This window comes from Pigmentiphaga sp. YJ18, from assembly GCF_038066655.1.
GTDB lineage: Bacteria > Pseudomonadota > Gammaproteobacteria > Burkholderiales > Burkholderiaceae_B > Pigmentiphaga.
Window position 1 is genome coordinate 241,490 of the sequence record NZ_JBBUKU010000006.1, and the last position, 25,417, is coordinate 266,906.

The 25,417-nt window shown below is 67.6% G+C and carries 23 protein-coding genes; 8 read left to right on the forward strand and 15 right to left on the reverse strand.

The features are described from left to right. Positions 1-184: 184 nt before the first annotated feature. Complete coding sequence (mgtE, locus tag WKR98_RS27895; RefSeq protein WP_124691185.1) at positions 185-1,654, forward strand: magnesium transporter; 1,470 nt, start codon at positions 185-187, stop codon at positions 1,652-1,654. 4 nt (positions 1,655-1,658) lie between these two features. Here mgtE and WKR98_RS27900 read toward each other — a convergent pair whose 3' ends face one another. The 7 genes from WKR98_RS27900 to WKR98_RS27930 all read right to left on the reverse strand — a co-directional run bounded on the left by WKR98_RS27900 (position 1,659) and on the right by WKR98_RS27930 (position 8,228). Next, on the reverse strand, positions 1,659-2,336 hold the full coding sequence (locus tag WKR98_RS27900) for a 4-carboxy-4-hydroxy-2-oxoadipate aldolase/oxaloacetate decarboxylase (protein WP_124691186.1): 678 nt from the start codon (positions 2,334-2,336) through the stop codon (positions 1,659-1,661). Then, positions 2,333-2,983, reverse strand: coding sequence for an RraA family protein (locus tag WKR98_RS27905; protein ID WP_124691187.1), 651 nt, complete (start codon positions 2,981-2,983; stop codon positions 2,333-2,335). The genes WKR98_RS27900 and WKR98_RS27905 overlap by 4 nt, the downstream gene beginning before the upstream one ends. Before the next feature lie 35 nt (positions 2,984-3,018). Beyond that, positions 3,019-3,687 (reverse strand): RraA family protein, encoded by a 669-nt coding sequence (locus WKR98_RS27910; protein ID WP_124691188.1) that lies wholly within the window; start codon positions 3,685-3,687, stop codon positions 3,019-3,021. Positions 3,688-3,717: 30 nt separating this feature from the next. Continuing rightward, the gene (locus WKR98_RS27915; RefSeq protein WP_341435268.1) at positions 3,718-4,725 is read right to left on the reverse strand and encodes a DODA-type extradiol aromatic ring-opening family dioxygenase; all 1,008 of its coding nucleotides are present in this window, start codon (positions 4,723-4,725) and stop codon (positions 3,718-3,720) included. A gap of 45 nt (positions 4,726-4,770) precedes the next feature. Continuing rightward, positions 4,771-5,829: a CobW family GTP-binding protein gene (locus tag WKR98_RS27920; protein WP_341435269.1), complete on the reverse strand. Its 1,059-nt coding sequence runs from the start codon at positions 5,827-5,829 to the stop codon at positions 4,771-4,773. A gap of 50 nt (positions 5,830-5,879) precedes the next feature. After that, a complete protein-coding gene (locus WKR98_RS27925) occupies positions 5,880-6,887 on the reverse strand; it encodes an amidohydrolase family protein (RefSeq protein ID WP_124691191.1) in 1,008 nt (335 codons plus the stop codon). A gap of 72 nt (positions 6,888-6,959) precedes the next feature. Further along, positions 6,960-8,228 carry an aromatic ring-hydroxylating dioxygenase subunit alpha gene (locus WKR98_RS27930; RefSeq protein ID WP_341435270.1) on the reverse strand — a complete coding sequence of 423 codons (1,269 nt, stop codon included), beginning with the start codon at positions 8,226-8,228 and terminating at the stop codon, positions 6,960-6,962. 143 nt (positions 8,229-8,371) lie between these two features. On the opposite strand from WKR98_RS27930, the gene WKR98_RS27935 reads away from it, so the two are divergent. Further along, the gene (locus WKR98_RS27935) at positions 8,372-9,118 is read left to right on the forward strand and encodes a FadR/GntR family transcriptional regulator (protein ID WP_124691193.1); all 747 of its coding nucleotides are present in this window, start codon (positions 8,372-8,374) and stop codon (positions 9,116-9,118) included. Positions 9,119-9,280: 162 nt separating this feature from the next. Further along, entirely contained in the window at positions 9,281-10,276 is a 996-nt protein-coding gene (locus WKR98_RS27940) for a tripartite tricarboxylate transporter substrate-binding protein (protein WP_161567922.1), read from the forward strand. A 22-nt stretch (positions 10,277-10,298) separates the two neighbouring features. Here the strand turns inward: WKR98_RS27940 and WKR98_RS27945 are convergent, their stop codons facing one another. Then, positions 10,299-11,477, reverse strand: a complete 1,179-nt coding sequence (locus tag WKR98_RS27945; RefSeq protein ID WP_341435271.1) for an alpha-hydroxy acid oxidase — start codon at positions 11,475-11,477, stop codon at positions 10,299-10,301. A gap of 102 nt (positions 11,478-11,579) precedes the next feature. Here WKR98_RS27945 and WKR98_RS27950 point away from each other — a divergent pair, with 102 nt between their 5' ends. Further along, complete coding sequence (locus tag WKR98_RS27950; protein WP_124691195.1) at positions 11,580-12,242, forward strand: glutathione S-transferase family protein; 663 nt, start codon at positions 11,580-11,582, stop codon at positions 12,240-12,242. 28 nt (positions 12,243-12,270) lie between these two features. On the opposite strand, the gene WKR98_RS27955 is transcribed toward WKR98_RS27950, so the two are convergent. Both WKR98_RS27955 and WKR98_RS27960 read right to left on the reverse strand, forming a co-directional pair. Beyond that, entirely contained in the window at positions 12,271-13,245 is a 975-nt protein-coding gene (locus WKR98_RS27955; RefSeq protein WP_124692487.1) for a PDR/VanB family oxidoreductase, read from the reverse strand. A 14-nt stretch (positions 13,246-13,259) separates the two neighbouring features. Then, positions 13,260-15,011, reverse strand: a complete 1,752-nt coding sequence (locus WKR98_RS27960; protein ID WP_161567923.1) for a thiamine pyrophosphate-requiring protein — start codon at positions 15,009-15,011, stop codon at positions 13,260-13,262. 270 nt (positions 15,012-15,281) lie between these two features. On the opposite strand from WKR98_RS27960, the gene WKR98_RS27965 reads away from it, so the two are divergent. Beyond that, positions 15,282-16,559, forward strand: coding sequence for an aromatic ring-hydroxylating dioxygenase subunit alpha (locus WKR98_RS27965; protein WP_124691197.1), 1,278 nt, complete (start codon positions 15,282-15,284; stop codon positions 16,557-16,559). Positions 16,560-16,690: 131 nt separating this feature from the next. Next, the gene (locus WKR98_RS27970) at positions 16,691-17,941 is read left to right on the forward strand and encodes a porin (RefSeq protein WP_124691198.1); all 1,251 of its coding nucleotides are present in this window, start codon (positions 16,691-16,693) and stop codon (positions 17,939-17,941) included. A 68-nt stretch (positions 17,942-18,009) separates the two neighbouring features. Here the strand turns inward: WKR98_RS27970 and WKR98_RS27975 are convergent, their stop codons facing one another. After that, positions 18,010-18,510 (reverse strand): aromatic-ring-hydroxylating dioxygenase subunit beta, encoded by a 501-nt coding sequence (locus WKR98_RS27975; protein WP_124691199.1) that lies wholly within the window; start codon positions 18,508-18,510, stop codon positions 18,010-18,012. Continuing rightward, complete coding sequence (locus WKR98_RS27980) at positions 18,507-19,934, reverse strand: aromatic ring-hydroxylating oxygenase subunit alpha (protein WP_341435272.1); 1,428 nt, start codon at positions 19,932-19,934, stop codon at positions 18,507-18,509. Before WKR98_RS27980 ends, WKR98_RS27975 begins: the two co-directional genes overlap by 4 nt. 103 nt (positions 19,935-20,037) lie before the next feature. Between WKR98_RS27980 and WKR98_RS27985 the strand changes: the two genes are divergently transcribed. Further along, entirely contained in the window at positions 20,038-21,048 is a 1,011-nt protein-coding gene (locus WKR98_RS27985) for an NAD(P)-dependent oxidoreductase (protein ID WP_341435273.1), read from the forward strand. 39 nt (positions 21,049-21,087) lie between these two features. Here WKR98_RS27985 and WKR98_RS27990 read toward each other — a convergent pair whose 3' ends face one another. Beyond that, complete coding sequence (locus tag WKR98_RS27990; protein WP_341435274.1) at positions 21,088-22,527, reverse strand: amidohydrolase family protein; 1,440 nt, start codon at positions 22,525-22,527, stop codon at positions 21,088-21,090. Positions 22,528-22,640: 113 nt separating this feature from the next. On the opposite strand from WKR98_RS27990, the gene WKR98_RS27995 reads away from it, so the two are divergent. Then, entirely contained in the window at positions 22,641-22,991 is a 351-nt protein-coding gene (locus WKR98_RS27995; protein ID WP_341435275.1) for a non-heme iron oxygenase ferredoxin subunit, read from the forward strand. 9 nt (positions 22,992-23,000) lie between these two features. On the opposite strand, the gene WKR98_RS28000 is transcribed toward WKR98_RS27995, so the two are convergent. Together WKR98_RS28000 and WKR98_RS28005 are read right to left on the reverse strand one after the other, a co-directional pair. Next, positions 23,001-23,831, reverse strand: a complete 831-nt coding sequence (locus tag WKR98_RS28000; RefSeq protein ID WP_161567925.1) for a FadR/GntR family transcriptional regulator — start codon at positions 23,829-23,831, stop codon at positions 23,001-23,003. Between the two features lie 83 nt (positions 23,832-23,914). Beyond that, positions 23,915-25,375, reverse strand: coding sequence for an aldehyde dehydrogenase family protein (locus tag WKR98_RS28005; RefSeq protein ID WP_124691205.1), 1,461 nt, complete (start codon positions 25,373-25,375; stop codon positions 23,915-23,917). Between the last annotated feature and the right edge of the window lie 42 nt (positions 25,376-25,417).

Genomic DNA, 25,417 nt, shown 5'->3' on the forward strand with positions numbered 1-25,417 from the left:
CCGCGTCGTCAACTTCGCAGTGCGTGCGTGCTGCTTTCCCGGTATGGCCTCACAGCCACGACCTAGACCCTTACTACCAGCCGGCCTTTTGTTCCCCGGCCCGCGTTCGAGCCCCATCTGAGTCCGCCCGCGTCAGGCGCCAGACCCAAGGCCCGTGCGGGGCCGTCTTGTGTTTTCCCGCGCGATGGTCGAACAAGCAACCCAACTCAAATCGCTCGAGCGCAATCGGCTCGAGCCCGAAGATGCCCAGGAAGCCCTGGAGCATGTCCAGGAACTGCTGCGACGCCAGCACCTGGTCGAAGAACTGGTGCACCGGCAGGAAGCCGGCGATACCCGCGCCCCGCTGGTCGAGGCCCTGGTCCATCGCCAGCATGACGCCGAACTCGGCGCGCTGCTCGAGGACCTGCATCCGGCCGACATCGCCTTCATCCTCGAATCGCTGCCCAAGGAAGACCGGCAGGCGGTCTGGCAACTGGTCCGCCCCGAACGGGCCGGCGAGATCCTGCTCGAAGTGGCCGACTGGGTCCGCGAGTCGCTCATCTCGACCATGGACCAGGAGGAACTGGTCGCCGCGACCGAGAACCTCGAAGCCGACGAGCTGGCCGACCTGGCACCCGACCTGCCGCCCGAGGTGGTGGCCGAGGTCCAGAAGGGCCTGACCGACGAGGAACGCGCCCGCCTGACCGAAGTCATGAGCTACCCCGAGGATTCGGTCGGGGCCATCATGGACTTCGAGATGGTCCGCGTGCGCAACGACGTCACGCTGGAAGTGGTGCTGCGCTACCTGCGGCGCCTGCAGGAACTGCCCGACCACACCGACCAGATCTTCGTGGTCGACCGGCACGACAAGCTGATGGGCAGCCTGGCCATCAACCGCCTCATCGTCAGCGACCCCGAGACGCAGGTGGCCGACGTGATGGAAACCGAGATCCTGACCCTGGCGCCGCTGGACGAAGCCGACGAGGCCGCCGCCGCGTTCGAGCGCTACGACCTGGTGTCGGCGCCGGTGGTGGACGCCGTGGGCCGCCTGATCGGGCGCGTGACCGTGAACGAGGTGGTGGACGTGATCCGCGAGGCCTCGGACGAGCAGGCGCTGTCCAAGGCCGGTCTGCAGGAGGAAGACATCTTCGCGCCCATCCCGCAGGCCATCCGCAACCGCGCGCCCTGGCTGCTGGTCAACCTGTGCACCGCCTCGACCGCCGCCTTCGTCGCCTCGCGCTTCGAGGACACCGTGGGCCACATCGTCATCCTGGCCTTCCTGATGTCCATCGTCGCGGGCATAGGCGGCAACTCCGGCAACCAGACCATGACCCTGATCATCCGGGCGCTGGCGGTGGGCCGCATCAACTCGGCCAACGTCGGCAAGCTGGTGCGGCGCGAGCTGGAGATCGCATTGGTGGTGGGACTGGGCGGCGGCGCGGTGGCCGCTTTGTTCGCCTGGGCGATCTCGGGCCGCTACTCGCTCGGCCTCGTCATGATGGCCGCCATGGCCCTGAACCTGCTGGTCGGCGCCTGCATAGGCATGCTGGTCCCCCTGACCCGCAGCCGCTTCGGCAAGGACCCGGCCATCGGCTCCTCGGTGCTGCTGACCTTCGCGACCGACACCATGGGGTTCTTCATCTTCCTCGGCCTGGCGACGCTGTTCCTCCTATAGCCGGTCACCGGTTCCAGTTATAGATGTCCAGGGAGTTTTCGCCGGCCGCCAGGCGTTCGATGATCCTGGCTTCATCCTCCTCGCGCTGGCGGGCCTTGGCCAGGACCTCGTCGACGCGGGCCCGGGGGATGGCGACCACGCCGTCGGTGTCGCCGACGATCAGGTCGCCCGGCTGCACGGTGACGTCGCCGAACAGCGTCGGCGCGTTGATCCAGCCGCGCGCATCGAAGTCCTTGCCCGTGCCCCGTATGCACAGGCCGCGCGCGAAGACGGGAAAGCCGAAGCGCTCCAGGATGGCGCCGTCGCGCACGCAGCCGTCGATGACCAGCCCCGCCAGCCCCCGGGCGCGGGCCGCCTGCGACATGACCTCACCCCAATAGCCCGCCTCGTAGTGGCCGCCGACATGCACCACCAGCACGTCGCCCGGCCGGGCGGCGACGATGGCGCGATGCAGCCACAGGTTGTCGGCCGGCGGCGACTGCACCGTGACGGCGGCACCGCAGATGCGGAACGAGGGATGCACCGGCTTGATCGCCGACGGCAGCGCGCCGATCTTGCCGGCCGCTTCGTGCAGGGTCGAACTGGGCAGCGCCGAAGCCTGCTCCAGCTGGGCCGGACTGGGCCGCTCGATGTCCACCGTGACGGTGGGCAGCGACATGAACGGGAAGCGGCTCTGGCTCATTTCTTCCTCGTCTGCAGGGTGTGGTAGCCGAATTCGCGCCGCGCCTCGTCCAGGCGCATGCCGCCTCGCACCGCCTCGCGGATGCGGTCCTCCACCATCGCGATTTCCTCGGCCGCCGCCAGCACGGTTTCCTCGTGCACCTGCGGCACCACGATCAGCCCGTCGGCGTCGCCGCGCAACAGGTCGCCCGGCGCGACGCGGGCATTGCCGATGTTGACCGGCACGTTGGTGGCCTCGACCTGCACGCGGTCCTTGCCGGTGCGCATCCAGTGGTCGCGACTGAACACCGGGTAGCCCAGGTCCATGCACAGCGACACGTCACGGCAGATGCCGTCGATCACGGTACCGCCCAGCTTCCGGCGATGGGCGATCTCGGTCATGATGTCGCCCCACACGGTGCAGTCCACCCGTCCGCCGTTGTCCAGCACGACCACGTGGCCGTCGGGGACGTCGTCGATGAAATCGCCCACCGTGCCCGGCGGCGTGGAAGCGGGGCCGTACAGGATGGTGAAGGCGCGCCCCGCCAGGCGGAAGCCGGCGGTGCGCGGCTTGATGCCGTGGCACTGGCCCTGGATGCCCAGCCTGTCCAGCGCGTCGCTCAGCGTGGCGGTATCCAGCCTGGCGATGCGTTCTACGTTCTTGTCCATGTCGTCTCCGGTTGTTCCTGGTTGCCGGTCCGCGCTCAGCGGGCCAGCATGTTCTCGTAGTTGGCGCCCATCACGTCGGTGATGCGGCGGCCGGCCATCAGCGCCCGGGCCATGGCGGCCTCGCGCGCGGCGATCTCCTCGGCCACGCGCAGCACGGCCTCGGCCTGGGCGGCGGGAATGAACACCGCGCCGCTGCTGTCGGCGACCGCGTAGTCGCCGGCCTCGACGGTCACGTCGCCGATCCGCACCGGCACGTTGGTGCCCGCCTCGGCCACGCGGCCGCGCGCGGTGAACGCGGTGGTGGCGCGCGCATAGATGGGAAAGTCGTACTCGTGCGCCTCATCGGCGTCGCGCACCGGGCCGTCGGCGATCACGCCCGCCAGGCCTCGCAGCTTCGCGCCCAGCGACAGGATGCCGCCCCACGATCCCGCGTCCACGCCCGTGCGCTGCTCGACGACGACGATGTCGCCCGGCTCGGCCGACTCGATCGCGGTCGTGCCCAGGTGCCGGGGCGGTCCGTCGTGCCGGGGCGCCTGCGAGGCCTCGACCAGCTTGAGCGTCACCACCCGCCCGGCGATGCGGCGGCTGGCGGCGCGCCTGGGCAGGCCCGTCACCGTCCCTTTCAATCCCAGCTTGTCCAGCGCATCCGAAAAGGCGCAGCTGTCGATGCGCTGCATGCGCCGCACGATGTCCTTGCTATCCATGTCTTGCGTTCCCTTGGTTCTTGCGCCGCGTCACTGCCACGACGCGAAGGCCATGCCGCTGCCCGTCCCGGCCTCGGTCCGGTAGCACGGCACGTAGTCGATCACTTCCATCTTGCGGCCCAGGTCGTTCATGGCCGCCACCAGCGGATACCAGCTCTTGATCTCGCAGGTATTGCCCTCGAAATGCGACTCGGGCACCGCGGCCAGCGCCGCCTCGTCGCCCCGGCGCATGGCGTCCAGGATCCGGCGGTCCAGTTCCTCGTCCACGACGAAATGGGTGAACCCGCCCGAGGCCACGATCGCCACCCGCAGGTCGGACGGCAACGCCGCGATGCCCTTGGCCAGCGCGTGCCCCATCTGCAGGCAGCGTTGCGTGAGCGGCCGGTTGGGCGGCACGCCCACATTGGTGAAGACCGGCACCGACGGCGGCGGCGCATCCTCCATGATGCGGCGATAGATGAAGCCAAAGGCATGGGGGATGCCGTGCTGGCGGTCCATGCCGCCGGGCAGCCGGTACGACACCGCCACGTCGAAGGACTCGGCCACCAGCGTCTGCACCAGGCTCTCGGCGATCCGCTTGTCGCCCGGGTAGACCGCGCCCCCCGGCGGGCAGTGGCCTTCCTCGGCCACCGCGACGCCAGGCGGCAGGCGCCGGACCTGCTCTTCGGACAAGGGGGTGTTGGGAATCTCCTCGCCGGCGTAAATGGTGAAACCGGCGGTCAGGTCCTCGCGAAAGACCTCGCGCTGGTCGTTGCCCAGGATGATGGCCACGTCCGCCCGCGCCGCGCGGAAGCGCCGCGCCATCTCGTCCAGCGCTCGCTGGCAGGCGTCGTAGCGCACCTGCCGCTGCGACAGGCCGGCCTCGTCGTGAAAGCCCGGCTGCCGTTCGGCCAGCAGCGTGGCGTAGTCCATTTGCCGGCCGCGGTACCAATGCCGCTTGTTCTCGCGGTCGGAGCCGGCGCGCAGGTCCCACATGTCCGGCGGCGTCGCCAGCAGGGGGCCGTGCGAACACGCCAGCGCGCACACTACCTCAGCCATTTCCTTCTCCTTGGATCACGGCGTGCGTTCGATACATTGTCATGGTCAGTCCTCGGCCATGGCCAGGGCGAGCGCATCGGCGATCACCTCCCGGTCCAGGCCCTGGGTGATGAACACCAGGCGGGAATCGCGGTCCTGGTCGGGCCACCGCGCCAGCGTGACGGGATCGTGGAACAGATGCTGCACCGCGTGCACCGCGACCGGCGCGCTTTCGTTGCGCAGATTCAGCAGGCCCTTCATCCGCAGCAGCGCATCGCCATGGAAATAGGCCAGCCCGCCCAGCCAGGCGCTGACGCGCTCCCAGTCCAGGGGCTGCGCGAAGCGGAAGGCATGCGTGCGTATGCCGGCGTCGTGCCGGCCCGGCCTGCCCGCATGGTCGCAGTCCGGGCTGCAGACGTGGCGCATGACGTCGGCCAGGTAGCCGTCCGATTCCGGTTCATCGCCGGATTCGGAGGCGCGATGCCGCGGCAGCGCGTCCACCTCGAACAGGCGCGCCGGATCCACCTCGCCGCGGTCGGCGCGCACCACGTCGGCCTCGGGGTTCAGCCGCGCCAGCCGCCGCAGCAGCGCCTCGGTCCGGACCTCGTCCGCCAGATCGGTCTTGGTCAGCACCAGCCGGTCGGCCACCGCCGCCTGCTTCACGGATTCGGGCTGGCGATCGAGCTGGGCTTCCCCGTTGACGGCGTCGACGGTCGAGATCACGCTGTCCAGCGCGTACAGCTGGCGGACGTCGGCATGCTTGAGCAGCGAATGGATGATGGGCGCGGGATCGGCCAGCCCCGTGGTTTCGATCACGACCCGGCGAAAGGCCGGGATCTCGCCCCGTTCGCGCTTGTCGTGCAGCTCGCGCAGCGTGGCGGCCAGGTCGTCGCGTATCGTGCAGCAGACGCAGCCGCTGGCCAGCAGCACGGCCTCGCCGCTGACGGCCTCGACCAGGTGATGGTCCAGGCCTATTTCGCCGAACTCGTTGATGATGACCGCGGTGTCGGCCATGCCCGGATGGCGGATCAGGCGGCCCAGCAGCGTGGTCTTGCCGCTGCCCAGGAAACCCGTCAGCAGCGATACGGGGGTGCGCAGCGCGGGCGCGATGGCGGTCGTGCTCATGTCCGTCCCTTCGGGCGCGGGGCGCGCCGGCGGCGGCCCCGTCCTGGTTCCTACTGCCGCAGCTTGAAGACCTTGCGGGCGTTGTCCTCGAAGATCTTCTTCTTGTCGGACGCGCTCAGCCAGTCGAAGCCCTCGATCATGGGCTTGACGTCGTCCATCGACCGGCCGGTGGCCGGATTCACCGACGACCCCACCCCCGGGCACTCCGTGCCGAACAGGCAGCGGTCCACGCCCACCGTCTTGATCAGCAGGCGCAGCGCCTCTTCGGTATACAGCACCGTGTCGAAGTAGAGCTTTTCCATGCGATCCGTGAAGCGGTCGCCTTCCGGCCGCCGCAGCGAGGGCGCCTGGAAGCGGCCCAGCTGATAGGGGATGGCGCCGCCGCCGTGGCTCACCACCACCTTCAGGTCGGGGAAGTCCTTGTAGACGTTGGAGTTCAGCAGGCCGAACACCGCCACCGTCTCTTCATTGATGAAGTGCAGCGAGTACGGCACCCGCTCGGAGCGCGAGCCCGTGCCGTGGATGTGCGCCGGCACGTCCAGCTCGCACAGCTTCTCGTACAGCGGATACCAGTAGCGGTCGCCCAGCGGCGGCGCTTCTTCCGAACCGTTCTCGAACGGATCGGGGTTCAGCAGGCAGCCGCCGAAGCCCAGTTCGCGGATGCAGCGCTCTAGCTCGGGCAGCACCCGTTCGACCGGTTCGCCCGCCACCTGGGGCAGGCCGGCCACGCCGGCGAAGGTCTCCGGGAAGAGCTGGGTCTGCCGGTAGATGATGTTGTTGCACTCTTCGGTGAACCAGTCGATGATCCGCGCCGGGCGCTCGGACTGCATCAACTGGAAAGGCCGGGGCGACACCAGTTGCAGGTCGGTGCCGTGTTTCTTCAGGTAGTCCAGGTGCCCCATCGGCCAGGTCTCGGCCTTGTTGGCGGCGGCCCGGATCTCGTCGTCCGTGACTTTCACCTTGCCGCGGCCGTGGCTGCCGCGGCTGGCGAGCAGGCTCGCCTTGTAGGCCCACAGTTCCGTGGGCGCGCTTACGTGGGCATGGCAATCGATGATCATGGGTGGGTCTCCTCCATCCTCGCTATAACACTCATACAGTATTATACATATCCACCGCGTTTGGACCAGGGCTCAGTGGCCGCCGCCCTCGTCCAGACCCATGGCTTCGCGATAGGCGCGCGCCACCGGCTCGGGCTGGCCGGCCTGGAAGACGTAGTCGTGCAAGTGCCGGCCGAATATCGGATGGGCCTTCAGTTCCGCCAGCGGCATGCCGCCGGTCAGGATCTCGCGAAAGGCCAGCGGCAGTTCCACCTTGTGGTTCCGCTCCGGATCGCGCAGCACCCCCTTGGGGTCGGCGCCCGCCGCCACGGCGTCCAGTTCCTCGAAGAATTTCTTGCGGATCATGGTGATGCCCCGGTCGCTGGCGCTGAGGTTCTCCAGGCTGCGGTCGGCGATCCGCCCCTGCCCCACCCATGCCACGAAGTCCTGGTTCATCACGTGCGACGAGATCCAGTCGCCGTTTTCGTCGCGGATGGGACCGTGCCAGGTGGGAATGGACGCCTGCACGTAGGGTTCGCTTTCACGGGGAACGCGGGTGTAGGACCAGCACACGCTAAGCGTATTCTCGTCGTCGATGGGGACGCGCCATTCGAAGTGGTCGCCCAGGAAGACGGCGTTGGGCCACAGGCACACGCGCCCCACCGCCCACATCGGATCCTCCTTCCTGCCATTGCCCCGGACGCGCCGGTACAGGAAACCGTGCTCGAATTCCTCGAAGCCGACTTCCTTGTGCGCGGGCGAATAGGGTTGCAGCACGCCCCGCTGGCGCAGGCTCCAGTTGTTGTGCATCCATTCGAAGTGCACCGGATCGATGGAGTTCTCCTGGCACTGGAACCAGTTGCAGGGGATTTCCGAGATGACGATCTGGCGAAAGCCGTTGGGCCAGGAAAAGGCTTCCCAGTCCGGCAGGAGCGGCGCGGGCGCCGGCCCCATGTAGGCCCACAGGAGACCCGCCTTTTCCTGTACGGGATAGGCCGTGATCCGGATGCGGTCCTTCATCCGGGCCTCGGGATGGGCGACGTCCTCGTAGGGCTGCTCCAGGCAGGCGCCGTCCGCGCCGAAACGCCAGCCGTGGTAGTTGCAGCGCAGCCCCTCGGACTCCACAAAGCCGTAGACGAGGTCCGCCCGGCGGTGGGGACAGTGGCGATCGACCAGCCCCCACTTGCCCTCCAGGTCGCGATAAAGCACCAGGTCTTCGCCGAACAGACGCATCGGCTTGGTGGCGCGGCGCTCGAACTCCGTGACGCCCGCGATCGGCATCCAGTAGCGCCGCAGCAGGTCCCCCATGGGCGTGCCCCGTCCCACGCGGGTCAGCAACTCGTTCTTCTCTTGGTTCAGCATGATCAGCCAGTGTCTAAGGATCGAAAGGAAGAGCGCGAGGCTCCTTGGCCTATCTATATTATATATCATACTTAAACCCGACAAGGTATGGCACCCTATAATGCGGTCCACCGCCATCACGCTTTGCGCTCAAAGGAACCGGATTGGCCAGCAAGTCCCTTTCTTCGCCCCCGTCGTGGGCAGCCGTCCCCAACGCCACGCTGTCGGGCGGCATCGTGGCGCAGATACGGGCGGCGGTCCTGAGCCGGGAAATCGTCGCCGGGCAGTTCCTGGGCAGCGAAGCCGCGCTGTCCGAGCAGTTCGGCGTCAGCCGCATGGCGGCGCGCGATGCCCTGCGCACCCTGGAAGGCCTCGGCATCGTCGAGATCCGCATGGGCGCCCGCGGCGGCGTCTGGGTCGCCCAGGGCAACCCGGACCGGCTGGCCGACGCGCTGGCCATCCATCTGAAGCTCATCGGCATCACCTCGGGCGAAGTGTTCGACGCCCAGATGGCGATCGAGGAAATGGCCGCCAGGCTGGCCGCCGAACGGCGCGACGAGGCCGACCTGGAACATCTGCGCGCCGTCCTGGCCGAGCTGTCTGCGCTGAAAAATGAACTCGACCGCTTCGCCGATGCGGCCATGCGTTTTCACGAAGCCATCGTGCGCGCCTCCCACAGCCGCATCCTGCTGGCCCAGTTCCATGCCTTGAGCTTCGTGCTCGAACCGGTGCTGCGCCCCAACCTCACCTCGGCCTCGGCGGTCCGCATCGTGCGCCACCACAAGCTGCTGCTCGAGGCCATCGAGTCCGGCGACGGCCTGGAGGCGGCCCGGCTCATGCAGGAGCGGCTGGCCTACCAGCGCGCCAGGACGCTGTCCCAGGAAGCGGATCCCGCCTCGCGCGGGGACTGACGCCCCCACTTTTTTAGGACCCGGCCCGCCGCCTTTGATCAAAGGCGGCGGGCGCCGTCACGTGCGAAGCATGCTTTCTCTTTTCAAGATTTATATATATTATATATTATAGATAGAGCCCGGCGCACAGAAAGCCGGTCCCACCCCAATATGGAGACAGCCATGGTTCACGCGTTCCCGTTCTCAGCCGGACTGCCGCTCGCGGTCGGGCTGCTCGTCTGTTGCACCGGCGTCCAGGCGCAGCCCGACCCGGCCGCCCCGTCGCCCTACCCCCGCCGCGCGATCAAGATCGTCGTGCCCTACAGCCCGGGCACGAGCGCCGACGCCATTGCCCGCCGCGCGGCCGAACAACTGTCGCAGCGGCTGGGGCAGAACACCTACGTCGAGAACCGCTCGGGCGCCAGCGGCATCATCGGCACGGCCTATGCCGCCGGCGCCGCGCCGGACGGCCACACGCTGATGGTCGGCCCCACCACGCTGGTCATCACGCCCGCTTTCCGCCCCACCCCCTACGATCCGGTCAAGAGCTTCGTACCCGTGGGCCAGATCGCCGAAAGCGCCCAGGTCGTCGTTACCGGCGCGAACACGCCCGCCGGCAACTTCAAGGAACTGGTGGCCCTGCTCAAGGCCCGTCCCGACGATGCGTCCTATGCCTCGCCGGGCATCGCGTCCACCGCCCACCTGTATACGACCGTGCTGCAGAACATGGTGGGGGTGAAGATGCGCCACATCCCCGCCAGCGGCCTGAACACCGCGCTCATGGACGTGGTCCAGGGCAGCGTGACCATGATGATCGCGCCCATCGAGGCGGCGCGGCCGCTGGTTGCCTCGGGCAAGCTCAAGGCCATCGCGCAGACGGGCGGCGCGCGCTCGCCGCTGATGGCCGACGTGCCCACGCTGGAGGAACTGGGCTATCCCGGCTACCGGCTGGCGGTCTGGGTCGGGCTGTACGCGCCGGCGGGCACGCCGGCGCCTGTCGTGGCGCGGCTCAACCGCGAACTGAAGGCCATCTTCGATGCACCGGCCATGCGCACCGCGCTGGCCGATACGGGCTTCAACGTGGCCCTGGGCTCGCCCGAGGACCTGGGCCGCCTTACCCGTTCCGAATTCGATCGCTGGAAGCAGGTCATCAAGGCCGAAGGCATCAGCCCGGAATAATCCACGTCTCGTGGGAGGCTCGTCAGGCCGCGCGGGCCGCCTCGGCAGGCTCGCCCTGCCCGGGCTCGCCGCGGTGGATGAAGGCCGGCGACAAATCCCCGAAGCGGCGGCAGCCGATCTGCGCCAGCGTCGTCCGTACCTCGTCGGCCAGTACCGCATGCGCCTTGGCCACGCCGGCGGCGCCGAATGCCGCCGCGCCGAAGATGGGCGCGCGCCCGCAGAAGGCCATCGTGGCCCCCAGTGCGCCGGCCTTGACGATGTCCTCGCCGCCGCGCACGCCGCTGTCGAACAGCACCGGCAGCGTCCCCACCGCCTCCCGCACCGCCGGCAGCACCGCGATGGTGGCCGGCGCGGATTCGAGCTGCCGGCCGCCGTGGTTGGACACCCAGACGGCATCGGCGCCCTCCCGGGCCGCGCGCGAAGCATCGCCGGCATCCAGGATGCCCTTGACCACCAGCGGGCCCTTCCACTTCCGGCGCAGCATGGCGATGTCGCCCCAACTCACGCCGCCGCGCGACTGCGCCTTCATGAAGGCGGCCACCCGGTGGATGTCGCCGCCTTCCACGTAGCGCGAATAATTCATCAGATTGGGCATGCCGGCGCGCGCCGTGCGCAAGGCCCAGCGCGGATGCCGCGCCACGTCCAGCACGAAGCGCGGATGCGGCTGGAACGGCTGCTCGAAGCGCTCGCGGATGGAACCGTTGCGCCGCGAGCGCACCGGCGTGTCCACGGTCACGACCAGGACCTCGATGCCCGCCGCCGCAACCCGGTCCAGCAGCGCGAAGTTCAGTTCATCGTCGCGCAGCATATAGAGCTGGAACCAGCAACTGTCGGGCGCGCGCCCGGCCAGTTCCTCCAATTCGGTCGACGCGGCCGTGCTGATCACATAGGGCAGCGATTCGCGCTGGGCCGTCTCGGCCAGCATGAGATCGCAGCCGGCCCAGGCCAGGTTGGCCATGCCGACCGGCGCGAAGCCGAAGGGCTGCGCATAGGCGCGGCCGAACAGCTGCACGCTCGTGTCCACGCGCCCCGTCGCCATGCCGCGCGGGGCGAACAGCAGGCGCGCCAGCGCTTCCTCGTTGCGGCGCACCCCGGCGTCGTTGCCGGCGCCGCCGGCCAGAAAGGTGTAGGCGAATCGCGGGATCCGCGCCAGCGCGGCACGCCGCAGGTCGTCGATGCACGACACCGACTCGATATGCATGGCTGTCCCCTGCCTTGACTTGGATTCTTAATTACGCATACTGTATTACTATATACATAATGGTGCAAGCCTTGCGCCACTCGTCCACCCAAGGAGACCCTCATGAAACTCATCGGCTTTCCCCCCTCGCCCTATACCGCCCGCGTCATGCTGTTCGCGCGGCTCAAGGGCCTGGACCTGACCCGCGAATCGCCCCCCGGCGGCCTGCATTCGCCGGAGTTCAAGGCCATCAACCCGATCGGCAAGATACCGGTGCTGCAAACGGACGACGGCCAGTCGCTGCCCGAATCGAGCGTCATCTGCGACTACCTGGAAGACCTGCATCCGGAGCGCCCGGGGCTGCCGGGCACGCCGCGGGACAAGGCGCGGGCCCGTCTCATCGCCCGCGTCTACGACCTGTATGCCGCGGCGCACAGCACCACGCTAATGCGACAGGTGGGCGTGGCCGACGCCGACCTGAAGGCCCGTGCGGCGGCGCTCGAAGGCCTGGCGGCGGGGCTGGCCCACGTCGAACGCCACATGGCCGATGCGCCCTATGCCGCCGGCAGCCAGCCGTCCCTGGCCGACTGCGCGCTGCTGCCGCCCATGGTCCAGATCCGCCGCGTGGCCGCGCCCATGTTCGGACTCGCGGATCCGACCGCGGGCACGGGCCGGATCGCGCGCTGGTGGAAAACCATGGAATCGGACCCGGTGTTCGCGGAGTTCGCGGCCAGCTACGACAAGGCGGTGCAGGGCCTGGTGGAGAAGCGGCTGGCGGGCGCCTGAAGCCGGCGGGGCGGCGTTCCCGCCCCGTTCAAAGATCCAGGACCAGGCGCTCGCCCTTGCAGCCGGAGCAGCAGACCATGATGCTCCGGTTGCTGGCCTTCTCCGCCCGGGTCAGGACCAGGTCGCGATGCTCCGGCACGCCCTCCAGCACCGCCACCTCGCAACTGCCGCACACGCCTTCCAGGCACGAATGGCCCACGTCCACGCCCGCGCCAAGCAAGGCGTCGAGGATGGAGGAACCCGCCGGCACCGCCACGTCGCGGCCGGCCTTCGCCAGATGGACCGTGAATCCCCCCCGCGCCGGTGCCGGCGCGGCGTCGGCGCCGAAGTGCTCCAGATGGACGCAGCCCGCATCGCGGCACGCGGTGGCCGCTTCGAAGGCGCGCAGCATGCCGGCGGGACCGCAGCAATAGAAATGCGCATCCGGCGCCGCCGCGGATACGATGGCGGCAAGATCCAGCATCCGCGCGCCCGGCTCCTGGTCGAAGTTGACGTGCACGCGCCGCCGGGCCTGCGGCGGCAATTGCTCCAACCGGTCCAGCAGCGCCGCGTGCTGCCGGGTCCGAGCGCTGTAGTGGAGTTCCCACGAGCGGCCCAGGCGTTCAAGCTTCTGGACCATGGACCACAGCGGCGTGATGCCTATGCCTCCGGCGATCATGACCGAATGCCTGGCGCCTTCGTCCAGCGCGAAGTGGTTGCGCGGCGCGCTGATCGCCAGGCTGTCGCCGACCTTCAAGGCTTCGTGCATGTAGCGCGATCCGCCCCGGCCAGCGGGATCCTTGTTCACGGCGATGACGTAGCGCCCGCGCTCGGCATCGTCGTTGAGCAGGGAATAGCTGCGCACCATGCCGTCCCGCAGGTGGACGTCGACATGGGCGCCCGCGGTGAAGGGCGGCAGTTCCGCGCCGCCCTCGTGCGGCAGCGGCCGCAGCTCGTACGAAAGAATGCCCCGCGCCTCGTAGCGGATGGCGCGGATGTGCACGTGGAGGCTGGCGCTCACGATACCGGCCCCCGGGGTCAGGCGCCGATCACGTTCAGCAGCGCATGGCGCTTTTCCTTCCTGACCACCTCCAGCGCGCGCTTGAGCGCGGGGACCAGGTCTTCGCGGCGCGTCACGCGCTCGGACCAGCCGCCGGAGGCCTCGGCGTACTTCTCGAAGTCCGGCACCGGGTCCAGCGACGACAGCGGACCGGTCTTGGTCTCGTGCTCTTCCGCATAGCGGGCGGCATGCGTGCCCGGATAGACCGTGAGCGTCGATCGATACACGGCTTCCCAGCGGGCATTGTTGAATACCACGGTCAACACCGGCAGCTTGTGCGCCGCCGCCGCGTGGTGGCAGGCGGCGGGATTGGCGAAGATGTACGCGCCATCGCCCACCACGCAGATGACGGTCTTGTCGGGTGCCGCCTGCTGCGCGCCCAGCGCGGCGGGCAGGCCCCAGCCCAGGCCGGCGGCGGACGGATTGCCGAAGTAGGTGCCGGGCTCGTCGAAGCACATCTGCGGCCGGATGGCCGAATACTCGTTGACGAGGATCGCGTCCTGCGGACGCACCTCGTCCAGGCAGTGTGTCAGGAACAGCTTGGTGATGGGGCCGTCCTTGGCCAGCACGCGCTGCATCACGCCGGCCGCGGCCTGCCGCGTGGCGGCGGCCGACGCTTCCAGGGCGGCACGGCGGGCGGCCGCGCCGTCGGCCGCGCCCAGTTCTTCCAGCGCGGCATGCAGCGCCTCGATCAATGCGCGGGCGTTGGTCGTCAGCGTCAGATCGGAGCGGAAGCTGCGCACCGCATAGCGGTTGAACAGCGGATCGGTGCCGGCATGGGCGACGAAGGCCTCGTCGCGCGGCCGCGTCTTGCCCGGGATCCAGGGCACGTCGGTCTCCAGGAACAGCAGCGCGTCAGCCTGGGCGAAGACCGCGTCCGCATCGTGTCCCAGGTGCAGCGCGTGGCTGGACGGGAAATTGGTGTGGCGAGCCTTGGCCTCGGCCACGCCCACGCCGAATCGTTCGGCCAGCTTGACCAGCAGGCCCACGGTTTCCGGATCCGCGCCGCTGGCGGTGGTGACGATGACCGGATGGCTGGCCGCGGCGATCCGCCGGGCGAGTTCGCGCACGGCCTGGGCATCCGGATGGGGCGGCGCGGGAATGGCCACGGGCTTGGACGGCCGGAAGCCGTCCACTTCCTGGGCCAGGATCTCGCGCGGCAGCATCAGATAGACGGGTCCGCGCGGCTCGGTCATGCTGATGCCGATGGCGCGGTCGACCACCTGCTCCATGTTGCAGCCGTCCCGCAGTTCATAGTCCCACTTCACCAGCTCGCGCACCATGCCGCCCTGGTCGAGCATCTCCTGCGCCCAGTGGATTTCGCCGTTGCGCGAACCGCGCTTGCCGTCCTGGAACAGCGGCGTGCGCCCGGCCGTGAACAGCATCGGGACCTGGCTGCGCGAGGCGTTCATGATCCCGCACACCGCGTTGGCCGCGCCCACGCTGACGTGCAGCATCACGACCTGGGGCTTCTGCGAAATCATGTAGTAGCCGTGTGCCATGCCCACGGCCAGGTTCTCGTGCGTACACAGCACGGGCGTCGGGAAAGCGATGCCGGACTGGTCCGCGCGGGCGTAGGCCTCGACGATGGATACCGTATCGGTGCCCGCGCCGACGTAGAAGTAGTCGATACCGCGTTGCTTGAGCAGCGCGAGGTAGGACTCGCCTACCGATTGCGCCGGAATGACTTCGCCGCCCTGGGGGGCGGCATTCGCTTGGTCTTGTCTCATCTTGATCCCTGGCTTCGAGTGAATGGTCGTGATCTGCATTTGCACTAACTGTAATACCATTATATAGATTAAGTCTATAATCCTGACCAGGGATTTCCCGAGGAACATCGCCAGACATGCTCGTGCGCCACGACTGTCCGTGCCGTTCCAACTTGACACGAACGCCCTAACACGCATACTGTATGTTAAATAGCAGACTTGATTCACCGACAATGAACGACTTGCAGGCAGCCCCGCATGGTGGTCGCCGGATGCAGAGGGAGACGACACATGCTTAGCGAAGCGAAGAACCGCCAATTGACCCAGGTAGGGCCCGGCACCCCCATGGGAGAATTGCTGAGGCGCTACTGGCACCCCATCGCGGCGGCCAGCGAATTCGACAAGATGGACACCAAGCCCATCCGGCTGCTGGGGGAAGACCTCGTCCTGTACAAGGACCTGGGCGGCAACTTCGGCCTGATCGACCGCCGCTGCGCCCATCGGCGCGCGGACCTGTCCTATGGCTTCGTCGAACAGTCGGGCCTGCGCTGCAACTACCACGGCTGGCTGTTCGACCGCGACGGACGCTGTACCGAGCAACCCTACGAGGACATCGCTGCGCCGCACGCGCGCATGAAGGAACGCCTGCGCATCACCGCCTATCCCGTGGAGCAGAAGGCCGGCATGCTGTGGGCCTATCTCGGCCCGCAGCCCGCGCCGCTGGTTCCCAACTGGGAACCCTTCACCTGGAAGAATGGCTTCGCCCAGATCGTCATCTCCGAGATTCCCTGCAACTGGCTGCAATGCCAGGAGAATTCGATCGACCCCGTGCACTTCGAATGGATGCACTCGAACTGGAGCATCCGCCTGAAAGGCGAGACCGGCCCCTACGCCCCCACGCACGTCAAGGTGGACTTCGAGGAATTCGACTACGGCATCATCTACAAGCGCCTGCGCGAGGACACCAGCGAACGCCATCCGCTGTGGACCGTGGGCCGTGTCTGCCTGTGGCCGCAGGCCTTCTGCCTGGGCGACCACATCGAGTGGCGCATTCCCATCGACGACGAGAACACGCTCAGCATCGCCTGGGCGTTCTCGCGCGTGCCCAAGGAACAGGAACCCTATGAACAAGGCCCCATCCCGGCCTGGCACGGGCCCGTGGTGGACCCCGACACCGGCCGCTGGATCTCCAGCCACGTCATGAACCAGGACTTCGTGGCCTGGGTCGGACAAGGCACCGTGGCCGACCGCACCAAGGAAAACCTGGCCTCCAGCGACCGCGGCATCGCCATGCTGCGCAAGCGCTTCGGCGAGGACATGGACGCCGTCGCCGACGGACGCGATCCCAGCGGTCTGATCCGCGATCCGGCCGCCAACGAATGCGTCGAACTGCCCATCGCCGGACGCCACCTGTTCACCGAAGGCCTGACCCGCGAACAACTGCTGGCGCATCCGATACTCGGCAAGCACCTGGCCGACTATCCGTTCCAGGCCGGCCAGCCGGACGAGGTCAAGGCCGCGTACCGCCAGGCAATGGGCCTGCGCGACGAGGACGTCCAGGCACACTAGCCTGCTCGCGCGCCCGCCAGCAAAAACCCGGCATGCCGGGTTTTTCTTCGTTGACACTCCTTTCTTTTGCTCATACAGTATGCGCAAAACAATAACACGCATACAGTAATATCAAAAAGGAGGAGACAACGATGAAACTGGATCGTCGCCGTAACGGCAATCGCCTGCATCTGTCCTGTACCGTGGCCGCCCTTGCCGCGGCATGCATCGGCCAGGCGCACGCCCAGGCAGGAGGTGGCAGCGGAGTTCAGATCTACGGCAAGGCCTCGGTGGGCCTGGACATGTACAAGGCGGCCGGCGCCACCGCCGGCCCCGCCTCGGACATTCCCCGCGTGCGCCGCCTGTACGACTCGGGTTCGCGGCTGGGCTTCCGGGGCACGGAATCGCTGGGCAACGGATTAAGCGCGCACTTCGTCATCGAAGGCGGCTTCAACATGGACAACGGCGGCAACATCGGCCCCAACGGCAAGCCGAACACGTCCACCGGCACCCTGGGATCGCGCACCACCTACGTCGGCCTGAAGAGCGACGCGCTGGGCACGCTGCGCTTCGGCCGGCAAGACCTGTTCTGGACCAGCCCCTACATCAACCAGACCGGCTCGGACTGGGTTTCCAGCGGCTTCGGCGTGCAGAGCGGGGGAATCGGACGCGGCATGGCGGTGGGCGTGGTCCGCGTGAACGATGCCGTCAAATACATATCTCCCCGCCTGTTCGGCCTGTTCGAGGTCATCGTGGGAGCCTCGAGCACCCACCGCGAGACGATCAACGCGACCACCAGGAACAACGGTTCACTCTGGGCCCTGACCCTGCAAGGCACGAAAGGCCCCTTCGGGTACGGCTACGACTACGCGCGCAATCGCGGCAACGAACTGACCACGCCCAGCGGGGCGCTGCCTGCCGGCACCCAGGGCCAGAGCGAAGGTCACAAGCTGAGGCTGCGCTACTCCTACTCGGATACGGGCCAGGTCAGCCTGATCCTGCTGCAAAGCCAGATCACCAACGGCGGCGCGTCGCTCAATGTCGGCGCCACCGCCGACCCCAGCGCCCACAAGCTGCGGCAGCGCGGCCTGGTCCTGGGCATGTCGCAGTATTTCGGCCAAGGCAAGCGCTACCACTTCATCGCCGAGTACATGCACCTGGCCAACATCAGCGGCTGCAACGTGGCCTCGCGCTGCGACGACACGGGCGCCCACGGCTACCTGCTGGCCTTCCGCTACCTCCTGTCCAAACGCACCAACCTGTACGTCAACTACCAGAAGATCCTGAACGACAGGAACTACAACCTGGACTGGAACGGCAACAGCATGAGTTCCGCGCCGTCCGGACTGCCGGTGGGGGCCGACCCGCAGCTCGTGGGCATAGGCATCATGCACCGGTTCTGAGGCCGGCGGCGGCGCAATGGAAAAAGGCCGCCGGGGTTCGCGCCCCGGCGGCCTTCTTCGTTTCCCGCTCACACCATGTACAGGTCCAGGACCGTGGGGATGAAGTCGTTCATCAGCGTGATCTTCTTGCGGGCGATCTTCCAGCCCTCGTCCACGCGCTGCAGCCGGTGCTCGTACGATCCGAAGTAGACGTGCTGCGACTTGTACTTGGGATTGTAGACATGCGAGGTCCAGCTCGAGCGCAGGTCCATCGTGTCGTCGCCGGCCTGCTCGACGATGACGTTGGACACCGCATGGGCCGTGCGGGCCAGTGGCATCGAGGCGACCGACAGGTTCGAGCTCAGGCGCCAGACGCGGTCCACCAGCGCATTGCGCGATGCGCAGTAGACCAGCGACAGTTCGGTCTCGGGGTTCTCCGTGGGCTGATGTTCGCTCTTCCAGGCCGGGATCCAGTAGACCGCGTCGCTGGTGTACAGGTCGACCCATTCGTCGAAGCGCTGCCGGTCCAGCAGGTGGGCCTCGCGGTACAGGTATTCCGCCGCGTGGGCAGGCGTCAGGGCTTGGTTCATCGTACGGTCTCCACGAGGCGGGCGGATGCGGGGGCGGGCTGGCTGCGTGCGGCGGCCTCGTCGGCGCGCTGGCCCGCCTGCAGCAAGGCCCGCCAGGAACGGTAATAGGTGTGGAAGATGGTCTCGTCGCCCAGTTCCACGCCGCCGATGACCGACGACAAGGCCTTGACGCCCAGCCGGTCGATGAACGGATCGCCGTCGGGACCGGCTAGCATCATGCCGCGCGCGTGGCCTTGCAGCCAGGGGGAGACCGGATTCAGGTGGCCGTCCTGGCAGTCTTCATAGTTGACGGTGTCGTCGGGCGTGGCCAGGCCGCTGGGATTGAAGAAGTCCTCGTATTGCCGGATGCGCTGGGCCCGCGCCGCGGCGCTTTCGCCGACCGGCGCTATGCAATAGGTCAGCATCTCGGTCTTGTCGACCGAGATCGGGCGAATGATGCGCAGTTGGCTGGAGGCGTTCTCGGCTACCTGCACATTGGGAAACAGCGTCAGGTTGCGGGTGTTGAACATCCAGTCCCGCCGGGCTTCGCCGAACCGTTCCTTGAGTTCCTCCGCGCGCTCGAACAGGGGATGGCTGTCGTTGACGGTGCGCCGGTTCCAGTTCAGGTTGTGGCCGTGCTCGAACGATGTGGAGCCGCCGGCGATGTGCTCGAGCCCGTCGGCCGGAAACTGCATGGCCTTGCGCCCGCCCCGCCCCCGCACGTTGGCGCGCACGGTGCCTTCCCAGCCTTTCTCGGCGCGCCGGTCCAGCACCTTGAGATAGGACGGGTGGGTGGAGGTGAAGTGATACTGGTCCGAGCAGTTCTCCAGTTGCAGCTTCCAGTTGCCTTCGAAGGTGAAGCCGACCACCCCCGGCACCAGCTCCAGACCCTGCGGACTGGTATCGACGGCGATGTCGATGAAGGTCCTGGCCTCGCCCAGGTATTCGGACAGCGGCAGGACGTCGGCGGACAGGGCACCGAACATGAAGCCCCGGTAGACCTCGAAGCGCGGCAGCGCCGCCAGATCGTGGCTGTCGTTGTCGAAGGCGGGGCTGTACTGGCCGTCGTCCTTGAACTTCAGCCCGCGTATCCGGCCCGCGCTGTCGAACGACCAGCTGTGGTACTGGCAGACGTGGATCTTGCGATTGCCCTGCGCGAGGTGGCACAGCCTGGCCCCCTTGTGCGGACAGCTGTTGATGAAGGCATTCAGGTTTCCTTCCCCGTCGCGCATGACGACGACCGGATGGCGGCCCACCGTCGTCGTCATGTAGTCATGGGGATGGGGGACTTGCGAGTCCAGGCCCAGAAAAACCCAGTTCCGCTCGAAGATGTACTTCATTTCCATCTCGAAGATCTCGGGGTCGCTGAACACGCTGCGGTGCAGGCGGAAGACGCCGTCCTCGGGACGGTCGTCCACCAGCGAAGCAATGTCTTTCTTGCTCATGTCTCTCTCCTACCGGGGGTTTGCTTATTTGGTATTACCAAATAATTAGTATAATGGTATAGCTGTATAAAACGATTGGCAACCGGAAGAGAGGAGCAAAGCAATGGCATACAACGTGGTCATCTCGGCCCGCCTGGGGCCCTACGAAAGCCTGGCCGACCTGCTGGCATCGGCCGGCTGCGCGGTCAGCCGGCTGCCGGTGGAGGCGCAGCACTGGACCCCGGAACTCATGGCCCGTTTCTGTCCCGAAGCCGACGCCTACGTCGGCATGTTCAACGGCATCCGCATTCCGGCCGAAGTGCTGGAGGCGTCGCCCCGGCTGAAGGTGGTCACCTCCCCCATCATCGGCACCGAGCACATCGACGTCGCCCGCGCCAGCGAACTCGGCATCGTGGTCGCGCATGGCGCGGCGGCCGAGAACTTCGTCGGCATGGCCGAGGCGTCGGTCATGCTGATCGCGGCGCTGCGCAAGCGGCTGCTGGCGAAGATGCGCACGCTGGCCGACGGCGTCTGGCGCCCCGCGCCCCTGGGCGGCATGGTGCATGGCTCCACGGTTGGCCTGGTGGGCTTCGGCAATATCGGCCGCACCGTTGCCCGGATGCTGGCCCCCTGGGGCTGCCGCATCCTCGTCGCCGACCCCTACGTGCAGGCCGACGTGGTCCGGGACCACGGCGCCGAACTGGTATCGCTGGACACCTTGCTGGCGGAGTCCGATACCACCGTCGTCCTGGTCACGCTGACCCGGGAAACCCATCACCTGATCGACGCGGCCGCGATCGCGAAGATGAAGGCAGGCGCCAGCCTGATCAACGTCGGCCGCGGCGGCTGCGTGGACGAGGCGGCGCTGCTGGCCGCGCTGGAATCGGGACGGCTGTCGGGCGCGGCCATCGACACCTGGGAGACCGAGCCGCTGCCGGCGGACGACGCGCTGCGCCGGCATCCCGCGGTGATAGGCACCGGCCACGTCGTCGGCCATTCGGAAGAGCTGTATGCCCGCATGCCGGGGGTCGCGCTGGAGAACACCCTGCGTGCGCTGCGGGGGGAAACGCCGCTACACGTGCGCAACCCCGAGGCGCTGCCGCGCTGGCGCGAACGCCTGGCGGCGCTGGCCTGAACACGGCGCGCTCCGGACCGCGTCCGGAGCGCCGGCGGATCAGGCCGCCGCCGGCGTGCGCTCCCGCAGGAATGCCTGCGCCGCGTCCTGGATGACCGTCCCATCGAAATAGGCGGGATTCATCGACAGCATCATTTCCGCGCAGTTGTCGAAGGTCAGCGCCTTGAAGTCCTCTTCCGTGATCAGCTCGGCCTGGATCAGGTTGTAGGCTTCGGACAGGATGCTGCGCGCGTCCATCACGTCCCAGTGTCCGATGTCGGAACCGAACATGGCCTTGAGCGTGGCGCCCACCGGATTCAGGCGCCGGTTGAACGCCACCGACAGCATCCGGTCGTCGGCCTCGCAGCCGAAATAGAAGTTGTCGCAGAACAGCCGGCGCAGGTCGCGCACCTCGGTCATGCCAGCCGCGCCGAATTCATCGAACAGCGCCGGCCGCCCCGGCCGGGCCAGCCCGTGGTGCGGGTTCTGCAGAAAGCGTTCGGCCGTGTGGCGCGCGTCGCCGAACTTCTCGAACAACTCGGCCATCAGCGCGATGTCCAGCTTGTCCGGGTCCAGGCTGCTTTGCAGATAGCGCACGTTGCGCTTCTCCCAATGCTCGACGATGTCGTTCAGCAAGGTCAGCGCCCAGCCCGCTCCGCACTCCAGGAAACCGAACTTCAAGGTCGGAAAGCGGTTCGTCACGCCGCCCAGGAACAGCGAGCGACAGAAGTACTCGGATCCCGACGCGAAGCTGCCCAGGTGGTTGAAGACGTAGTTCGTGGGCGAGTTGCGCGTACGGGCGCCATGGGCCGAGGTGTGGCACAGCGGCGCCACGCCCAGCTCGACGCAACGGCGCCAGAACGGGTCGTAGTCGTGCGGGCTGTCCATGGCGATGGACGTCACCTTCTGCGCGTGCGCCGCCAGGTCTGGCGCGGCCGCGGCAACGTCGGGATGCGGCGTGCGGATCTCCGTGCCTATCATCACCGCCTTGTGTCCCAGCTCGAGCACCGCGTGATCCAGCTCGCGTATGGCTTCCTCGGGCGTGTAGGTGGGAATGACGGCCACCGGGCGGATGCGGTCGCCCACGTCCCTGAACATGTCCGCGTACATGGTGTTGAGCGCGCGGCAGCGGACCTGGCGCAGCTCGTCGTCGGGGATGTACAGGCCACCTATGCCGTTGGTCGTCAGCATGTGGGCGAAGTCCAGCCCCGCGCGGTCCATCTGCGAGCGGAAGTACTTGGGCAGCATGGCCATGGCGCGGTCGCTGGTGTTCCTGCCCGACGGCGCGCCCCACCACAGCCCCTTGGTGGCGTTGTCGGAAAACGCCGGCCCCTTGCGGCCGCGCTGGCGCGACCGCTCCATCAGCTCGGCACCGCCGATCTCTTTGACGTAGTCGTTCAGCACGAACTCGCACTCGATGATGTGCGCGTCGCTGTCGATGATGGGATGGCGGACCTTGGCCCGCACCTGGTCTCCCGGATAGTCTGCGAATCCTGACACGATGCTCTCCTCTTCACGGATGTTCTCTTGCGTCTTACAAACACGCATACTGTTTTACCATGCTACCATACGCAAAAAAGAAAGCCCATCGATAACCGACGAGAAGGTGGAACATGCAAGCGCGTATTGCGGCAGTGGAGACCGACGCGGACCAGGCGCTGTCCTGGCATCCGGTATGCGGCGCGGACGACCTGGAAAGCGGCGGAGTGCTGCACGTGGAAACGGGAGGGCTGGAACTGGCGCTCTTTCGTCTTGACGACGGCTATCACGCCACGTCGGACATCTGTACGCACATGCGTTCGCGCCTGTCCGACGGCTACGTCAAGGATGGCACCGTCCAGTGCCCGCTGCACTTCGGCAGGTTCGACATCCGGACCGGGCAGGCGCTGTCCGCGCCCTGCAAGAAAGGCGTGCGGACCTTCGCCACGAAAGTCGACGGCGGCCGGGTCTGGATAGGGATGTAGGCGGAGGGATCAGGCCCGGCGCGCGCGGCGCGGTGCCGGTGCGGGCGCCGGGGCGGCCTGCGGTTCGGGTTCCAGCCAATAGGCGCCGGTCAGGTCCAGCGTGGCCGTGCGGATGTGGGCCAGGCGCGCGGCCATCTCGTTGCGCGCCGCTACCGCGTCTCGCGCACGGAAATGCGCCAGCATCTTCTGGGCGAATGCCACCGTGCGCTCGGCCCGGTCCTGGCGCGCGTGCAGACTGTAGTTCGATTGCAGGATCTGCCGGATGGCCAGGAACTGCGCGGACAGCGCGCGGTTCTTGGAGGCCTGCACCACCAGGGCGTGGAAATCCATCGCCAGGCCGGTGAACACTTCCGGCTCGTTCATCGAGGCGTGCAGGCGCGCCACGAATTCCTCGAGCCGCGCCAGGTCGTCAGGGCCGGCATGCAGCACGGCAAGCCCGGTGGCCTGGATCTCGATGGCCGCCTGGGCATCGACCATCTCCAGTTCCGTTACCCCCATCATCCGCAACTGGATGGACAGCAGATCGGCGTAGTGGGAGATATTGCCGGCGGCGATCCAGGCGCCACCGGCCTTGCCGGTGCGCACCTCGATCAGGCCGATGGCCACCAGCGAGCGCAGCGTGTCCCGGATGGCGACCCGCGAGACGCCGAACTGCTCGGCCAGCGAACGCTCGCTGCCCAGGTAGTCGCCCGTCTTGAGCCGGCCGGCCAGGAAGGAATCGCGGATCTGCTGGATAAGCTGGTTGGACAGCGTCTCGATGTGGACCGGTTCCCACGCGGGCGTGGCCGATGCGGTTTCGGCGCCCGCGCGGCCTTGCCTGGCGCGCTTGGAATCGGTCATGAGGCGGAGCATGGGGAAAATGGATGCAAAATTGTACACGCCGGCCGCGGGGCCCTGCCCCGCTCCCGGCTTGCGTTTCCCCGTCAGCCGGCGCGGGCCACCTTGACGACCTGCGCCTCCATGTAGCCCTTCAGGCCCAGCTCCGAGTATTCCCGCCCGAGGCCCGATTCCTTGCAGCCGCCGAAGGGCACGCCGGGCTCGGTGCCCACGTGCTGGTTGACCCAGGTCGTTCCGGCTTCCAGCCGCGAGGCCAGCGCTTCGCCGCGCACCAGGTCGTTGGTCCATATCGAACCGCCCAGGCCGAAGCGCGTATCGTTGGCGCGCCGGATGGCGTCGTCGACGTCGGTGTAGCGGATCACGGGCAGCACCGGACCGAAGGGTTCCTCGTCCACCAGGCGGGTGCCCTCGGCGATGTCGGCGACGATGGTGGGCTCGATGAAGTAGCCCGGTCCCGGCCGCGCGTTGCCGCCCGCCAGGATGCGCGCCCCGGTCCCCTTGGTGTCTTCCAGGATGCCGAGCACCCGCTCGTACTGCATCTTGTTCTGCACCGGTCCCATCGTCACGTCCGGATCGAAACCGTCGCCGACGCGGACCTTCCCGGCCAGGGCCGCCAGTTCGGCGCACATGTCATCGTAAATGCTGTCATGCACGTACAGGCGCTTGATGGCCATGCAGACCTGGCCGCTGTTGACGAAGGCGGCCTGGAAGATGCGGGGCGCGATCTCGGCCGGCTTGACGTCCTCCAGCACGATGGCCGCGTCGTTGCCGCCCAGCTCCAGCGTCACCCGCTTGAGCGTGCCGGCGGCGCTGGCCAGCACGCGCTTGCCGGTGGCCACCGATCCGGTGAACGAGATCTTGTCGATGCCGGGGTGCTCGGTAATCCATTGGCCGAGGTCATTGCCGCCCGCCACCACGTTCAGCACGCCCGGAGGCAGCACGCGCTGGGCCAGCTCGCCCAGCTTGAGCGTCGTCAGCGGCGTATACGGCGAAGGCTTGACGACCACGGTATCGCCCACATACAGGGCCTGCGTGATCTTGGGCACGGCCAGCACGATGGGCACGTTCCAGGGCGTGATCGCACCGACCACACCCAGCGGGCGGTAGTGAAGTTCGGTGCGCCCCTGCGCGTCGTCCCGGAACACTTCCGGCTTGATCTCGATGCGCGACAGCAGATCGAACTGCGCCACCGCGCGGTTCAGTTCCTCCCGGGCGCGCGCGAGCGGCTTGCCTTGTTCCGAGGTCAGGAGAGGAGCCAGTTCCTCGATCGACTCCTTCAGGGCCTGTCCGAGCTTGAGCAGGTATTCGCGGCGCTGGGCGAACGACAGTTCGCGCCAGGGCACGAACGCCCGTCGCGCCGCCGCGACCGCGCTGTCGAGCTGCGCGCGCGAGGCGTCGGGACAACGGGCGAAGGGCTGGCCCGTGGAAGGATTGACGACGTCGAAGTGCGCGCCGCTGCTTTCCGGCTTGCCGTCGATGGTATGGAAGAATTCGCCGAATGCGGAAAGCCTGGAGGCGTCCGCCGCCGCTGCCTGAGAATGACCCATGATGTAACTCCGCGTGAATGATGGGGAAAATACCGTGAAAAG

Excerpts from the sequence above, each read along its gene's own strand:
- mgtE (WP_124691185.1), top strand. The coding sequence starts at position 185 with ATGGTCGAACAAGCAACCCAACTCAAATCGCTCGAGCGCAATCGGCTC.
- WKR98_RS27900 (WP_124691186.1), bottom strand. The coding sequence starts at position 2,336 with ATGAGCCAGAGCCGCTTCCCGTTCATGTCGCTGCCCACCGTCACGGTG.
- WKR98_RS27905 (WP_124691187.1), bottom strand. The coding sequence starts at position 2,983 with ATGGACAAGAACGTAGAACGCATCGCCAGGCTGGATACCGCCACGCTG.
- WKR98_RS27910 (WP_124691188.1), bottom strand. The coding sequence starts at position 3,687 with ATGGATAGCAAGGACATCGTGCGGCGCATGCAGCGCATCGACAGCTGC.
- WKR98_RS27915 (WP_341435268.1), bottom strand. The coding sequence starts at position 4,725 with ATGGCTGAGGTAGTGTGCGCGCTGGCGTGTTCGCACGGCCCCCTGCTG.
- WKR98_RS27920 (WP_341435269.1), bottom strand. The coding sequence starts at position 5,829 with ATGAGCACGACCGCCATCGCGCCCGCGCTGCGCACCCCCGTATCGCTG.
- WKR98_RS27925 (WP_124691191.1), bottom strand. The coding sequence starts at position 6,887 with ATGATCATCGATTGCCATGCCCACGTAAGCGCGCCCACGGAACTGTGG.
- WKR98_RS27930 (WP_341435270.1), bottom strand. The coding sequence starts at position 8,228 with ATGCTGAACCAAGAGAAGAACGAGTTGCTGACCCGCGTGGGACGGGGC.
- WKR98_RS27940 (WP_161567922.1), top strand. The coding sequence starts at position 9,281 with ATGGTTCACGCGTTCCCGTTCTCAGCCGGACTGCCGCTCGCGGTCGGG.
- WKR98_RS27945 (WP_341435271.1), bottom strand. The coding sequence starts at position 11,477 with ATGCATATCGAGTCGGTGTCGTGCATCGACGACCTGCGGCGTGCCGCG.
- WKR98_RS27950 (WP_124691195.1), top strand. The coding sequence starts at position 11,580 with ATGAAACTCATCGGCTTTCCCCCCTCGCCCTATACCGCCCGCGTCATG.
- WKR98_RS27960 (WP_161567923.1), bottom strand. The coding sequence starts at position 15,011 with ATGAGACAAGACCAAGCGAATGCCGCCCCCCAGGGCGGCGAAGTCATT.
- WKR98_RS27965 (WP_124691197.1), top strand. The coding sequence starts at position 15,282 with ATGCTTAGCGAAGCGAAGAACCGCCAATTGACCCAGGTAGGGCCCGGC.
- WKR98_RS27970 (WP_124691198.1), top strand. The coding sequence starts at position 16,691 with ATGAAACTGGATCGTCGCCGTAACGGCAATCGCCTGCATCTGTCCTGT.
- WKR98_RS27975 (WP_124691199.1), bottom strand. The coding sequence starts at position 18,510 with ATGAACCAAGCCCTGACGCCTGCCCACGCGGCGGAATACCTGTACCGC.
- WKR98_RS27980 (WP_341435272.1), bottom strand. The coding sequence starts at position 19,934 with ATGAGCAAGAAAGACATTGCTTCGCTGGTGGACGACCGTCCCGAGGAC.
- WKR98_RS27985 (WP_341435273.1), top strand. The coding sequence starts at position 20,038 with ATGGCATACAACGTGGTCATCTCGGCCCGCCTGGGGCCCTACGAAAGC.
- WKR98_RS27995 (WP_341435275.1), top strand. The coding sequence starts at position 22,641 with ATGCAAGCGCGTATTGCGGCAGTGGAGACCGACGCGGACCAGGCGCTG.
- WKR98_RS28000 (WP_161567925.1), bottom strand. The coding sequence starts at position 23,831 with ATGACCGATTCCAAGCGCGCCAGGCAAGGCCGCGCGGGCGCCGAAACC.
- WKR98_RS28005 (WP_124691205.1), bottom strand. The coding sequence starts at position 25,375 with ATGGGTCATTCTCAGGCAGCGGCGGCGGACGCCTCCAGGCTTTCCGCA.